Origin of the sequence: Pseudarthrobacter sp. J1763 (genome assembly GCF_050490295.1) — a bacterium.
Classification (GTDB): Bacteria; Actinomycetota; Actinomycetes; order Actinomycetales; family Micrococcaceae; genus JBNPEO01.
The window spans coordinates 356,795-371,117 of sequence record NZ_JBNPEN010000001.1 but is presented as its reverse complement, the minus strand read 5'-3'; the positions used below and the strand labels follow the sequence as shown (position 1 = coordinate 371,117).

Below are 14,323 nucleotides of genomic sequence, written 5' to 3'. Positions count from 1 at the left end.
CATGAAAAAGCTGACATTCCCCGCGCCGAACGCCGGGTCTGAAATTCTTGGCCTAGGCCACGCCCAGCCACAACGGGTCATGGATAACCACGAACTCGAAAACATGATGGACACCTCTGATGCGTGGATCCGTCAGCGCACCGGCATTGTCACCCGGCATATTGCGGGCGAGGACGAGTCCGCCAAGGATCTGGCCATTACTGCCGCCCGTATGGCACTCGAGGATTCCGGCGTAGCAGCCGAACAGATCGATCTAGTGATCGTTGCAACCACCACCGCCGTAGAACGGACCCCCAATACCGCTGGACGAGTAGCCCAAGCTTTGGGCCTTGGAACCGGCGAACAAGGGCCCGGTGTGATTGACGTCAACACCGCGTGCTCCGGCTTTGAATACGCACTTGGCCTGGCAGACCAGTCCATCCGGACCGGATCAGCCAAATACGCCTTGGTTATTGGCTCAGAGACCCTCTCCAAGGCCACCGACTGGACAGACCGCAGCACAGCAGTTCTCACGGCCGACGGCGCAGGGGCCATGGTCATCGGAGCCACTGACGAGCCCCGGATTGGGCCAGTGGTATGGGGTTCGAAGGGCGATCTAGCGGACGCCGTATTGATCTCACCACCGAGCAATAAGTTCTGGCAGAACGGCCGTGAAGTCCTCCGCTGGGCGCTCAAGGACGCCGAGCGGCACGCCCGTGCCGCCGTTCAAGCCGCTGGCCTCGAGATGGAAGACATCGAGGTGCTCCTCAGCCATCAAGCCAATCTGCGCATTATCGAACCCCTGGCACAGGCACTGGGCCTAGCCGAGAAGGTGGTCATGACGGACGTCATCGAATCCGGCAACACCTCCGCAGCCAGTGTTCCGCTTGGCTACAGCAAATGGTGGCACGCCGGTAAAATCCCTTCCGATGTCCCAGCCCTGCTCTTTGGATTCGGTGGCGGATTTACTTACGCGGGAATGGTGGCAATGACCCCGCGAAAGGCTCACTCTGCCGGAACAGACTCGCTGTAACCGGCTGCTCGCAGACCTTCGCGGAGCTTTTCCGCATTGGCATCAAGCTGCGCTGGATCTGGATTGTTGTCCACCGAAGCGAAGTCATAGTCAGCCATAGTGTTTGAAGGCCACACGTGCACGTGCAGGTGGTTAACCTCGTAGCCGGCAACCAGCAAGCCGGCGCGCGCAGCACCAAAGGTTGCTACCTGTACGGCACCAATTTTCTGTGCAACGTCCATCACCCGGCTCCACGTTTGAGGATCTGCATCGGTCCAGCGATCCACTTCCTCAACCGGAACCACCAGAGTATGCCCATCTGCGAGGGGACCAACCGTCAAGAACGCCACAACGTCCTCGTCACGCCACACAAAGCGGCCGGGAATTTCACCGTTAATGATTCGAGTGAACAACGTGGGCATGTGCTCTCCTAAGTCTTCGGGGTATAACAAAAAACTACCGTCCAGAATGGAAAATCTTCTAAGCGGGCTGATCTCCGGTGGCTACTTCATTCATCCGATTCGAAGACCACTGTGAGTAAGATCCTGGGTAAAGTGCCGCGGAAATTCCGGCAATCTCCAACGCAAGCACGGTGTGAGCCGCCGTAACGCCCGAGCCACAATAGGCTGCTACTTCTGTGCCAGGGTCAACACCCAGCCCCGCAAACCTCTCACGCAACTCAGCAGCTGCCCCAAAGCGTCCATCCGCAGCAAGGTTCCCTGCCGTTGGGGCGCTCAGCGCACCCGGGATGTGCCCGGGCCGCGGATCCACGGGTTCTACTTCGCCGCGGTACCGCTCGCCAGCTCTCGCGTCCAGTAGTACCTTCCCAGAACCACTGGTCCAAGCGCCCGCCTGTTCTTGCGAAATAGTTGCCATCCCGGCCCACGGATTCTGTGTATCGAGTGTTAGTCCCGGACCAGGCGCCGGCGTGACGGAACCGGACTCGAGCGGTAGTCCCGCTTGGGACCATGCCGCCAATCCGCCGTCGAGCACTAAAGTCTCTGCATGGCCAGCTGCACGCAAAAGCCACCATGCGCGGGAAGCGGCTAGAGAACCGGTGTTGTCATAAACCACCACCAAGCTACTGGGCGTTATCCCCCACCGACGGGTGGCCGTTTCAAAGCGGTCCACGGAGGGCAGCGGATGCCTACCGCGTTCGGGTGTGGCGGGGTCCGCCAGCTCATGGTCAAGGTCAACAAACACCGCACCGGGCACATGAGCTTCAGCGTAGTGCTGCGCCCCCTTCGGATCGCCCAATGCCCAGCGAACATCCAAGAGAACAATGCTTGCTTCGCTTTCCAGGCGTTGAGCAAGGCTAGGAGCGTCGATGAGAGGATTCATGCTCCGACTCTAACCGGAAGAGATCGTTATAGGCTTCGAGGGTGAGTCATATGAACCGCCAAAACCGTGTTTGGACTGAGGAAGCCATCCGCAAGATCGAGGCCGAAACCAAACGCTCGGCGGACACCCACCTATATTCAGTGCTTTTGCCGGAGTCTTGGGACATACAGTTGTATCTCAAAGATGAGTCCACCCACCGCTCGGGAAGCCTCAAGCACCGGCTGGCACGCTCGCTATTCCTTTTTGGCCTGGTCAATGGCTGGATACATGAAGGCACCACCATCGTGGAAGCAAGTAGCGGCAGCACTGCTGTCTCCGAGGCCTACTTTGCCTCACTCTTAGGTTTGCCCTTTGTTGCGGTGATGGCCAACACCACCAGCCCCGAGAAGATCCGGCTCATCGAGAACTTTGGCGGTTCTTGTTTACTCGTGGACCACGCCGCACAGGTTTACGAGGCAGCACAAGAGATGGCAACCAAGACTCGCGGGCATTACATGGACCAGTTCACTTTCGCCGAGCGTGCCACGGATTGGCGTGGCAACAACAACATTGCCGAATCAATCTTCGGCCAGCTGACCCATGAACCTAATCCCATACCACGGTGGATTGTGGTGGGAGCCGGAACCGGTGGAACCAGCGCCACCATTGGCCGGTACTTGCGCTATTGCCGTCACCCAACAGAACTCACTGTAGTGGACCCTGAAAACAGTGCGTTCTACCCGAACTGGCGGGAGCCACAAGGCACTCCCTGCACGGGGAAACCTTCACGCATCGAAGGCATTGGCCGGGCACGGCTAGAACCAAGCTTTGTCCCAAGCGTTATTGACCACATGATCCAGGTGCCGGATGCCGCATCTATCGCGGCGATGCGGCACCTGCATACAGTTGCCGGTCTCCACGCCGGCCCGTCTACGGGTACTAATCTGTGGGGTGTCTGGATGCTCATCTCAGAGATGATGGCCAAGGGTGAAACGGGCAGCATTGTCACCTTGATGTGCGACGGCGGAGAACGCTACGAAGGCAACTATTACAACCAGGAGTGGATCAGCGCCCAAGGCTTGGATCCTGCACCTTACGAAGCAGCGATCGCCGAGTTCTTCGAGACTGGAACATTGCTGCCAGTCACACTCGCCTAAATCAGGAGTATTAGATCTCCACGGATTCCAACGTTGCCAAGTGCCGGAACGTTGTTCCAACCGTTGCTGCGAGCCGTCCGACGTGTGACTCCACTAAGCCCAAACCTAGCTGGTTCAACAGGGCATCATGCATTTGGAAGGCTTGTTTTGCACGAACGCTCAGGACAAAGTCGATCACTTCACTGGACTTAGACCACGGCGCGTGGACCGGAACCAATAGTGCCTCAACGTTGTGGCCGTCCGGAATCGTAAACGAATCCCCCGGGTGGTAAACAGCATCGTCCACGAGGTAGGCAACATTGGCCACCATAGGAATGCTCGCATGAATCAAGGCATGCTGGCCACCAAAAGTGCGGATCTCAAAACCGCCAGCCGAGAAGCTCTGCCGGGGTTCGGCGTTATGAATGCGTTCCGCTGCGGCTGGGTTCTCGCTGCGCAAGGTCTCGGCTACCCCAACCGGCGCCCACACCTGAAGAGCTGAACCTTCGGCTGCCAACGCTGTGGCCAAGGCTTTGGAATCAAAATGATCCTGATGCTCATGCGTGATCAAAACCGTCTGGGCGCCAGCGAGGGCCTGATCGGCCTCGGAAAAGGACCCCGGGTCAAGCACTAAAACGGCCGGTTCAGCTGAATCAGCGGAGGACTTCTCAAGGCGAATACAGGAATGCGTAAATTTAGTCAGCAGCATCATCCCAGCCTACGGTTCTTCCCTGTCCCAAACCATCATCTAGCCTGAAAATTCGCTGCTGGTTGGCGGCTGACTGATAGGCTGGATTACCGCGGAAGGGGACCCGTTTCCTCTGGATTCACACGTGAACAATTCGCGAAAGTCACCGTGGAAGGTAGGTTCGGCACATGAGTAATGCACACGGCAATCGTGCTGAGGAACCGGCAATTAAAGAGCAGCGAGTCACCAAACAGCGCATTGCTGTGGGGGCCGCTTTGGATACCATCGATGACTTTGTGAGTACACAAGAATTGCATCGAATGATGTACGACGCCGGTTCTCGCGTTTCGCTGGCCACCACCTACCGCATTGTGCAATCTATGGCCGAAGATGGCCAGGTGGACGTTCTACGTAACGCTGAAGGGGAAGCAGTGTATCGCCGCTGCGCGGCTTCCACTCACCACCACCACTTGTTGTGCAGGAATTGTGGCAAAACGGTGGATATCGAAGCCCCGGCTGTTGAGGCTTGGGCCGCCAGTGTTGCCCAGGACAACGGCTTCACTGAGGTAGCGCACACGGTGGAGATCTTTGGTTTGTGCCCGGAGTGCAGCGCGGCGAAAGCCGCAAAATAACAGCTACCCGGCTATTGCGCTGGTGCCGGTCCGGGGCTGGGCAGAACACGATTATTCAGGCCTGCACGGCGCCGAACGCTCCCAATAATGCGGCAGACCACGTAGATCAAAAACGAGATGGTGGTGACATACGGGCTGATCGGAATCCGGCCACCGAGTGCTAGCAGGATTCCACCTACGGTTGAAGTCAGCGCGAAAACCACACTCAATAGCAAGACCAAGCGCGGTGATGCTGTGACCTGTAAGGCCGCGGCAGCAGGTGTAATCAGCAGCGCTAGTACCAGCAAAGCTCCAACCACCTGGATGGAAAGTGCAACGCTGATGCCCAGCAAGAACATAAACACTAGCGAAAGTCCTCTAACCGGTACACCACGAGCCTCAGCCAACTCCGGGTCAACGCTGGCAAACGTGAGCGGACGCCACATGATGATCAGAGCGATCATCACCACTGCAGCGGCGGCTGCTAGACCTTGAAGTTGGATGGTATCCACCGAGACGATTTGCCCAGTCAAGAGCCCGAATTTGTTGGCTGCTCTACCTTCGTACAAGGCTAGGAAAAGGATTCCGAGGCCTAGGCCAAAAGGCATAATCACTCCGATAATGGAGTTTTTGTCTCTGGCCCGGACGCCCATAATGCCCAGCAGAAGCGCTGCCAATATGGAGCCTGTGAGCGAACCGATAATCACATCGGCACCGATGAGAAGTGCAAAGGCCGCGCCAGCAAAGGAAAGCTCTGAGATGCCGTGAACGGCGAAAGCTAGGTCACGTTTGAGGACAAAAACGCCGATCATTCCGCCGAGGATTCCTAGTACGGCCCCGGCCCAGACGGAATTCTGAACGAGGACTAGCAGCTCCCCATAGTTGTCAAAGTTAAAGATGGCGCCAAGCGCATCATTGAGATTCATCTACTCGGTCTCTTCTTCTTCGTGGTGAGGCCCGTCTGGGATACCAACCACCACAATTCGGCCGTTGCTATGGATCGCTTCTACATGGCTGCCGTAGAGCTCGCTGAGGACTGATGTGGTCATCACCTCTTCTGGCGGACCAATCCGAAAGTCACCACCGGCTAGATACAAAACGCGATCAACGTAGTCGATGATCGGGTTGATCTCGTGGGTCACAAAAACAACCGCTGCATTGTCCTTGCGGCAGCGTTCGTTGACTAGGGCGCTGACTTCTTGTTGATGCCGGAGGTCTAGAGAGAGCAAAGGCTCATCGCACAAGAGGATCTTGGGATCCGAGGCCAGCGCCTGAGCTACACGTAGTCGTTGTTGCTCCCCGCCAGAGAGTTGACCCACCGGAACCTTGGCATAGGCGGATGCACCCACCACCTCTAGCAATTGATCAACTTTTTTGTTGACCTCGGCGCTGCGCCACCGAACACCCCACCGGTGGCCATCAACGCCTAGCGCTACTAGGTCACGAGCTCGCAGAGGTGTGTCCATACCTAGGGATTTTTGCTGCGGGATGTACCCAACGCTGCGACTGCCCCGCGTGACTGGAGCACCATCCATCAAGAGTGTTCCGCCGCTGAGTGGCTGAAGCCCCAAAAGAACTTTCAGGAGGCTAGTTTTCCCGGATCCGTTCGGGCCAAGAACCGCGAAGAACTCCCCCGGCTTGATCTCAAGGTTCAGCCGGTGCCACAGCGTTCTCTGGCCAAATTTGAGCTCGGCATTGTGCAGCTCGATAGCGGCCTTGGTCATAACGTCCTTCGCGGTTCTATTTCCTTGAAATGATGAATCTCAGCCTAGTGGGTACCTAGCTTTTGGCTTGCTGAAAAGCACTCTCCAGGGAGGAAACGTTCGCTGTCATCCACTGAAGGTAGTTGCTCGATTCCGGCATGGTTTCAGTGAAATTGAGGACTGGAATTCCGGAGTCCTCAGCAGCCTGTTTGAGGGCCTGAGTTTGCGATCCCTCAGTTTGCTCGTTGTAGGCCAACAGCTTTACCTGATGTGAGCTGAATAGTTCCAAGGTGCTGCGCAGAACTGTGGCTGGCACGTCTGTGCCTTCTTCAATAGCGTGACTGAACGCTTCTGGAGTTTTGTTTTCCATCCCAGCTTGCTCTACCAGGTAGAGCGGAACAGGCTCGGTGATGGCCACTGCGGTCCCCGGGTGCTCACTCTTGATGGTTTCAAGGCGAGTGCCGAGCTTTGTCAGCGAGGATTTGAACGTCTTCGCGTTGGAGCCGAATTGAGCAGCATTAGTAGCATCGAGTTTGCTCAAATGCGCTGCAACAGTATCAGCGACTTTGCCCATCGTCTCAAGCGAATACCACACGTGCTCATTGAAGTCGGTGTGACCATGAACTGCGTTTGTGCTGCCTTGAGTACTGGACGAATCTAGGCCAGAAACGTCGACGGCGGAAATAACGTTTGCGGGGTCTACCTTGCTTGCTTGGGTGAGACCATCCATAAACGAGTCGTAACCGCCTCCATTTTCGATCACGAGCTTTGCATGCGAGAGTTTCAAACGATCCTGGGCTGTGGCTTCGTAGGAGTGCGGGTCCTGGCTGGTTTTGGAAATAATCGCTTCCACAGTGACGTGTTCGCCACCAATCGTTTTGGCAATGTCGCCATAGACGTTGGTGGAGGCAACCACATTGATCGCCCCTGAGGCGGAGCTCGTTTTTGAATCCGCAGATGTTCCGCACGCGGTCAAAACTAGGGAAAATACCGCGAGGGCGGCAAAGGAAGTTCGGGCGGCTCGACGTCGCACGGAAGCCTCAGTTCTACTCAGATGAGAATCAGTAACAATAAGTACTCATCGAGTGTAGCGCTAAATGGGAATGATTCCTATTTAGCGCTACACCGAGCGGTCTAGGCTTCCTGCTCGCCTAGCCGGCGGATACCGGTGGCCTGTGTGGCATCACGAATTTCGCCCACCAATTGTTCAATAACGTCTTCGAGGAAAAGCACTCCCACCGTCACACCGTCCGCGCCCACTACACGGGCCAGATGGGAGCCGGTGCGCTGCATCGTGGCCAGAGCATCTTCAATTTCTTCCTCTGGACGCAGGTTCGCCAAGGTCCGAACCCGACTCACGGCAATCGGCTGACGGTACTGCTCAGCATCGATAGAGATGACGTCTTTGATGTGCAAATAACCTGCAAGCACCGAATCCTCGTCCAGGATCGGAAAACGCGAGAAGCCAGTACGCCCCACAGCCTTTTCAAACTGGGACGGCGTAGTGCTTGCTTTGAGAGTTACTAGGCGATCCAGGGGAACCATAATGTGCGCGGCGGTGTGCTCAGAGAATTCCAGAGCTCCGCTCAACAACCCGGACTCGTCATCAACAAGGCCCGAACGCGTGGACTCCTGAACGATGGACTGAACTTCCTCAAGGGTGAAACTCGAGGACACCTCATCCTTCGGTTCGACTTTTAGTAGACGAAGAATATGGTTAGCCATCCAGTTCAAGCTTGAGATGACTGGCTTAAACACCCGGCCAAGGGCAACCAGCGGCGGCGCTAACAACAGTGCTGCTTTGTCAGCGGCGGACACTGAGATGTTCTTAGGGACCATCTCGCCAAATGTCACGTGCAAAAAAGTCACCAGCAACAAAGTCAGTACAAACGCCACGACGTCGGCGGCCTCCACCGGGATACCCAACAGTTCCAGCGGTCCAGCCAGAAGATGGTGGATGGAGGGCTCCGCAACTTGGAGAATCAACAGTGAACACACGGTGATGCCTAGCTGCGCACACGCCAACATTAGTGACACGTTTTCCATGGCTTTGAGCGTGGTTACTGCACGCTGGGACCCGGAATCAGCCAACGGTTCAATCTGGCTTCTGCGGGCAGACATAATGCCGAACTCTGCAGCAACAAAAAATGCGTTGCCCATCAAGAGCAGCACTAGCCAAACGATCCCCCACCAATCACTCATGGCTAGTCTCCTCGCCGTCGTTAGTTTCCACACGTTGAACAAAGCGCATCCGGTCAATCCGGCGCCCGTCCATCCGGGTTACTACCAACGTCCCCGCGGGTAGCTCTACCTCGTCTCCCACTTCTGGGATGCGGCCGAGCTCGCTCATCACAAAGCCACCGACCGTTTCATACGACGCCTCGTCAGGGACCACCAAAAACGGTACATGCTCAGTGACTTCATCCGGGCGCATCAGGCCAGGGAAGTACCAATCACCGCCCGCGCCTTGCAAAACGCCTGGCTTGACCTTGTCGTGTTCATCGGAAACTTCGCCAACGATTTCTTCAACAAGGTCCTCGAGCGTGGTGATACCAGCCGTGCCACCGTATTCATCGAGCACAACAGCTAGCTGAAGATTGCCTTCGCGAAGCTCAGTCAACAAGGCGTCCAAATGCATGGTTTCTGGAACGCGAAGAACTTCAGTCATAATCGCGCCAGCTTCAACGCCTTCACGGCGATCGGCTGGCACAGCGATTGCCTTCTTGATGTGAACAACACCCTTAATGTCATCGGGCGAGTCACCAATTACAGGAAACCTCGAGTACCCAGTGCGTCGAGCAGCTGCAACGACCTCAGTCAAGGGCGCATCGGCGTCGATAGTTTCCATTCGAATCCGCGGAGTCATCACATCGGCGGCATTGCGGCCAGAGAATCTCAGTGTGCGGGCCACAAAATTCGCAGTTCCGGCATCCAAGGTGCCCATCTCAGCCGAACGGCGGACCAAGGACGAGAGCTCCGCCGGTGTGCGTGCCCCGGAAATTTCTTCCTTGGCTTCGAGACCAAAAATGTTCAAGATCCGATTCGAGAAACCATTAAGCAATACAATCGCTGGTCGAAACGCCGCTGTAAACATTAATTGGGGACGAGCCACAGCGCGGCCAATCGGAAACGCCAGTGAAATAGCCAAGTTTTTAGGCACCAATTCGCCTAACAGCATCGACAAAAAAGTCGCCAAAACCATTGCCACAACCAAGGAAATCGCCGCAGCGCCAGGCAAGCCGATGGCCGTCAGTGGACCCTCTAGGAGCTTGCCCACGGACGGTTCCATCACGTAACCGGTCAGCAACGTGGTCAAGGTGATGCCAAGTTGGCAGCTAGAGAGCTGAGTGGAAAGGGACTTGAGGCAGCGCAAAAGCGGAACTGCACCCTCGTCGCCGTCGTCCACTGCACGCTGCACTGTCGCTTGGTCAAGGGCCAACATCGAAAACTCAACAGCAACGAAGAAGCCGGTCCCCGCGATCAGCAGAAGTCCGGCAACTAGAAGCAACCATTCCATTTAGTTGGCACCTCGGCTTAGAGCGCCAGCAGCACCGAATCTCACTGCTCGCAAGGCGGGCTCCAACGGAGAAATAGCGATGGGCTGAGATCGGGCAGGCGGAGGATGATCAGCGGAGGCCGCGGCAGCCCCGGCGGCAGAGTCCTGACTAACTGCTTCATGAGGGGCGCGTGAACGGGGTTTGCCGGCAACTGGGGAACTCGGCGCTGTGCTTGCGTGAGCAAGACGGCGAGCGGCTCCGGGCCGGCACCTAGAATTAGGGTCCATAAGGCTAACAGTCTACAGGAGCGCGTGACAGGCCCCTTAGTTCTGAACGTCAAAGTCGCGGCACGGTCATCTCCATCACAAAGATTGGCAGTTAGCCCGTAAACCTCACTAGACTGGCAAAGTCTGGGTTGCGGCTCAGACATAAGAGCTCCTACCGGCACAGGCGCCGGGACTCATGCCAGCGGGCAATCAGATTTATGGAAGAGGCGTATTTCACGTGCCAGAGCAGCCCAATCACCGTCTACCCGAAGAATTCGGCGGAAATGAATGGCTCGTCGATGAACTCTACGAGCGGTATCAGCAGGACAAGAATTCGGTGGACGCAAAATGGTGGCCGCTGTTCTCTACCTTTGACTCGGGAGATAATTCCAGCTCCAAGGGAGCTACCTCAAATGGCACCTCGGCTCACCCGCCGACTCGCGAGCTTCCGGTAGTCAAGGCCGACGCCCCCGCTCCAGCGGCACAGCCGGCAAGTGCTCCAGCAAGCTCTACGCCTGCTGCTGCAGCACCGAGTGCACCCCAAACACCTGCCGCTAACGCACCTGCTGCACCGGCTGCCGCAGCACCGAAGCGGCCCGAGCCGCGTGTAGTTGCCAAGGACGGCAACCGGCAAAACGGTGGTACCGCAACAGCCCCGATCCCCGCTCAACTTCCCAAGAGCGCCAAGGCAACTACGGCACCGGAAGAGGACACCGTTTCCGTCTTGCGCGGCCCGGCCAAGGCCATCGCAACCAACATGGTGTCGAGCCTCCAAGTCCCCACTGCAACCAGCGTGCGAGCCATTCCGGCCAAACTTCTGATCGACAACCGCGTGGTGATCAACAACCACCTCTCGCGTGCTCGTGGCGGCAAGATCTCCTTTACGCACTTGATCGGCTACGCAGTGGTCAAGGCTCTGAGCCAGTTCCCGTCGATGAACGTCTACTACGACGAAAAGGACGGCAAGCCCGTAGTTGTGCAGCCCGCACACGTCAACTTCGGTATTGCCATTGACATGCCTAAGCCCGACGGCACACGCTTGCTGATGGTGCCGAACATTAAAAAGGCTGAAACGCTCAAGTTTGCTGCTTTTTGGCACACCTACGAGGACCTCATTAAGCGCGCCCGTAATGGCCAGCTGACCGCTGACGACCACTCAGGCACCACGGTTTCTTTGACCAACCCCGGCGGAATTGGCACCGTTCACTCTGTTCCTCGTTTGTCCAAGGGCCAGGCCGCCATCATTGGTGTTGGTGCTTTGGAGTACCCGGCTGAGTTCCAGGGTTCTTCTGAAATCAAGCTCGCAGAACAGGCCATTGGCAAGATCATCACTTTGACCTCCACCTATGACCACCGCGTCATTCAGGGTGCTGGCTCGGGCGAATTCTTGCGGATTGTCCACCAGTTGCTGTTGGGCGAGCAGAACTTCTACGACGAAATCTTTGAAGAGCTCCGCATTCCTTACGAGCCAGTCCGCTGGAGCCCTGATATTCAGGTAGACCCCGCAGGCCAGATCAACAAGGTTGCTCGCATTCAGCAGCTCATCCACTCGTACCGTGTACGTGGTCATTTGATGGCTGACACCGATCCGCTCGAGTACGTCCAGCGAAAGCACCCTGACCTCGACGTTTTGAACCATGGTTTGACGCTGTGGGATTTGGACCGCGAATGGCCAACAGGCGGCTTTGGTGGCAAGCCATTCTTGAAGTTCCGCACCATCCTTGGTGTCCTGCGCGACGCTTACTGCCGCACCACCGGCATTGAGTACATGCACATCCAGGATCCTGAAGAGCGGCTTTGGTTCCAGGACCAGTTGGAGCACCCCTACTCCAAGCCGAGCCGTGAAGAGCAACTTCGGATCGTCTCCAAGCTCAATGCAGCAGAGGCATTCGAAACGTTCTTGCAAACCAAGTTCGTGGGCCAGAAGCGTTTCAGCCTCGAAGGTGGAGAATCCCTGATCCCGCTCTTGGACGCACTCATTTCTGACGCTGCAGACCAGGGTATGGATGAGGTTGCCATTGGTATGGCGCACCGCGGCCGTTTGAACGTCTTGACCAACATTGCCGGCAAGACGTACGCCCAGGTTTTCCGCGAATTTGAAGGCACCCAGGACCCCCGCTCCGTGCAGGGTTCCGGCGACGTAAAGTACCACTTGGGTACTGAAGGCACCTTCACCTCGGACAACGGCAACGAGACAAAGGTTTACCTTGCCGCTAACCCCTCACACCTTGAGGCTGTTGACTCCGTACTTGAAGGTATTGTCCGCGCCAAGCAGGACCTTTTGGACCAGGGCGACTCGTTCCCGGTACTGCCAATCCTAGTCCACGGTGACGCTGCCTTCGCAGGCCAAGGTGTTGTAGCTGAGACTCTCAACCTCTCCCAGCTGCGCGGTTACCGCACGGGTGGTACCGTCCACGTCATTGTGAACAACCAAGTTGGATTCACTACCTCACCTTCATCATCGCGCTCGTCTACGTACTCCACGGACGTTGCCAAGATGATTCAGGCACCGATCTTCCACGTCAATGGCGATGATCCTGAGGCAGTAGTTCGTGTGGCACAGTTGGCCTTCGAATTCCGCCAGCGCTTCCACAAGGACGTTATTATCGACATGGTTTGCTACCGTCGTCGTGGTCACAACGAGGGCGACGATCCTTCGATGACGCAGCCGCTGATGTACAACTTGATCGAAGCTAAGCGCTCCGTTCGTAAGCTGTACACCGAGGCTCTGATCGGCCGTGGCGACATCACCGAGGAAGAAGCCGAGCAGCTGCTGCGCGACTACCAAGAACGCCTTGAGCGCGTTTTTGCGGAAACCCACGCTGCTCAAACTTCACCGATCCCGATTGTCACCTCTGATTCCGCAGCAGTGTCCGGAATCGAGCGTCCGCTCTCTCAGCGCGGCGATTCGGTAGTCAACTCCCCCGCTTCCACGGCAATCACGGCGGAGACTTTGGCCCACATTGGCCAGGCGCACGTGAACATCCCTGAGGGCTTTACGGTTCACCCCAAGCTCAAGCAGCTCCTTGAAAAGCGCGAGCAGATGTCCCGCGAAGGTGGCATTGACTGGGGCTTCGGCGAAATCGCAGCCTTTGGTTCCTTGATCATGGAAGGTGTTCCGGTTCGCTTGGCGGGTCAGGACTCCCGCCGTGGAACCTTTGTGCAGCGTCACGCAGTATTCCACGACCGTGCCAACGGCAAAGAGTGGACGCCGATTTCCAAGCTTTCTGACAACCAGGCGAAGCTGTGGATCTACGACTCCCTACTCTCCGAATACGCAGCGCTCGGCTTCGAATACGGCTACTCCGTGGAACGGCCTGACGCACTTGTCCTCTGGGAAGCTCAGTTCGGTGACTTCGTCAACGGCGCTCAGACCGTCATCGACGAATTCATCTCCTCGGCCGAGCAGAAGTGGGGCCAGCGCTCTTCACTCGTGTTGATGCTCCCGCACGGCTACGAAGGTCAGGGACCGGACCACTCCTCGGCACGCATTGAGCGCTTCTTGCAGATGTGCGCCGAAGAGAACTTGATTGTGGCTAACCCCACCACGGCCGCCTCGCACTTCCACTTGTTGCGCCGCCAAGCCTACAGCCGTCCGCGTAAGCCACTGATTGTGTTCACACCCAAGCAGTTGCTCCGCCTCAAGGCTGCAGCGTCTCCGGTTGAGGACTTCACCAATGGCACCTTCAAGCCGGTCATTGGCGAGCACGAGTCCCTCAACGGCGCCGATGTTCAGCGCGTATTGCTGGTCTCCGGACGTTTGTACTACGACCTCTTGTCCACACGCCAGAAGTCCGAGGACAAAACGACGGCGATTGTTCGGCTCGAGCAGTTGTACCCCTTGCCGCTGGCCGAGATCGAAGCCGAACTCGCCAAGTACCCGAACGCTGAAGTTGTTTGGGCACAGGACGAGCCAGCCAACCAGGGCCCGTGGCCGTTTATTGGTTTGAATTTGGCACCCCAGCTGGATCGCAAGGTTCGTCTGGTTAGCCGCCCCGCATCGGCGTCGACCGCTGCTGGTTCCATGAAACGCCACGCTGCCGAGCAGGAAATTCTGCTCAAATCGGCCTTCGGCCAAAAGTAGTCACACAAACTGCCCGGCGGCAGCGCT

12 protein-coding genes are annotated in these 14,323 nt (G+C 57.0%); 4 read left to right on the top strand and 8 right to left on the bottom strand.

Translation table 11 applies throughout. The annotated features are described in order from the left end of the window. The first annotated feature begins 1 nt into the window (after position 1). Positions 2–1,012 carry a beta-ketoacyl-ACP synthase III gene (locus ACQQCD_RS01755; RefSeq protein WP_430266667.1) on the top strand — a complete coding sequence of 337 codons (1,011 nt, stop codon included), beginning with the start codon at positions 2–4 and terminating at the stop codon, positions 1,010–1,012. On the opposite strand, the gene ACQQCD_RS01750 is transcribed toward ACQQCD_RS01755, so the two are convergent. Both ACQQCD_RS01750 and ACQQCD_RS01745 read right to left on the bottom strand, forming a co-directional pair. Further along, positions 985–1,413: an HIT family protein gene (locus tag ACQQCD_RS01750; protein ID WP_430266666.1), complete on the bottom strand. Its 429-nt coding sequence runs from the start codon at positions 1,411–1,413 to the stop codon at positions 985–987. The genes ACQQCD_RS01755 and ACQQCD_RS01750 overlap by 28 nt on opposite strands. Before the next feature lie 58 nt (positions 1,414–1,471). Next, positions 1,472–2,332 (bottom strand): sulfurtransferase, encoded by an 861-nt coding sequence (locus ACQQCD_RS01745; protein WP_430266665.1) that lies wholly within the window; start codon positions 2,330–2,332, stop codon positions 1,472–1,474. 50 nt (positions 2,333–2,382) lie between these two features. Between ACQQCD_RS01745 and ACQQCD_RS01740 the strand changes: the two genes are divergently transcribed. Further along, complete coding sequence (locus ACQQCD_RS01740; RefSeq protein ID WP_430266664.1) at positions 2,383–3,468, top strand: PLP-dependent cysteine synthase family protein; 1,086 nt, start codon at positions 2,383–2,385, stop codon at positions 3,466–3,468. 10 nt (positions 3,469–3,478) lie between these two features. On the opposite strand, the gene ACQQCD_RS01735 is transcribed toward ACQQCD_RS01740, so the two are convergent. Then, the gene (locus ACQQCD_RS01735; RefSeq protein WP_430266663.1) at positions 3,479–4,156 is read right to left on the bottom strand and encodes an MBL fold metallo-hydrolase; all 678 of its coding nucleotides are present in this window, start codon (positions 4,154–4,156) and stop codon (positions 3,479–3,481) included. A gap of 167 nt (positions 4,157–4,323) precedes the next feature. On the opposite strand from ACQQCD_RS01735, the gene ACQQCD_RS01730 reads away from it, so the two are divergent. Beyond that, positions 4,324–4,767: a Fur family transcriptional regulator gene (locus ACQQCD_RS01730; protein ID WP_430266662.1), complete on the top strand. Its 444-nt coding sequence runs from the start codon at positions 4,324–4,326 to the stop codon at positions 4,765–4,767. An 11-nt stretch (positions 4,768–4,778) separates the two neighbouring features. Here the strand turns inward: ACQQCD_RS01730 and ACQQCD_RS01725 are convergent, their stop codons facing one another. From ACQQCD_RS01725 to ACQQCD_RS01705, 5 genes are all read right to left on the bottom strand, one after another. Next, positions 4,779–5,672 (bottom strand): metal ABC transporter permease, encoded by an 894-nt coding sequence (locus tag ACQQCD_RS01725; RefSeq protein WP_430266661.1) that lies wholly within the window; start codon positions 5,670–5,672, stop codon positions 4,779–4,781. Next, positions 5,673–6,470, bottom strand: a complete 798-nt coding sequence (locus ACQQCD_RS01720; RefSeq protein ID WP_430266660.1) for a metal ABC transporter ATP-binding protein — start codon at positions 6,468–6,470, stop codon at positions 5,673–5,675. Positions 6,471–6,525: 55 nt separating this feature from the next. Further along, positions 6,526–7,482, bottom strand: coding sequence for a metal ABC transporter solute-binding protein, Zn/Mn family (locus ACQQCD_RS01715; protein WP_430266659.1), 957 nt, complete (start codon positions 7,480–7,482; stop codon positions 6,526–6,528). Between the two features lie 101 nt (positions 7,483–7,583). After that, positions 7,584–8,651, bottom strand: coding sequence for a hemolysin family protein (locus tag ACQQCD_RS01710; RefSeq protein WP_430266658.1), 1,068 nt, complete (start codon positions 8,649–8,651; stop codon positions 7,584–7,586). Further along, positions 8,644–9,966: a hemolysin family protein gene (locus tag ACQQCD_RS01705; protein WP_430266657.1), complete on the bottom strand. Its 1,323-nt coding sequence runs from the start codon at positions 9,964–9,966 to the stop codon at positions 8,644–8,646. The genes ACQQCD_RS01710 and ACQQCD_RS01705 overlap by 8 nt, the downstream gene beginning before the upstream one ends. A 484-nt stretch (positions 9,967–10,450) precedes the next feature. Between ACQQCD_RS01705 and ACQQCD_RS01700 the strand changes: the two genes are divergently transcribed. Further along, the gene (locus ACQQCD_RS01700) at positions 10,451–14,296 is read left to right on the top strand and encodes a multifunctional oxoglutarate decarboxylase/oxoglutarate dehydrogenase thiamine pyrophosphate-binding subunit/dihydrolipoyllysine-residue succinyltransferase subunit (protein ID WP_430266656.1); all 3,846 of its coding nucleotides are present in this window, start codon (positions 10,451–10,453) and stop codon (positions 14,294–14,296) included. Positions 14,297–14,323 lie beyond the last annotated feature (27 nt).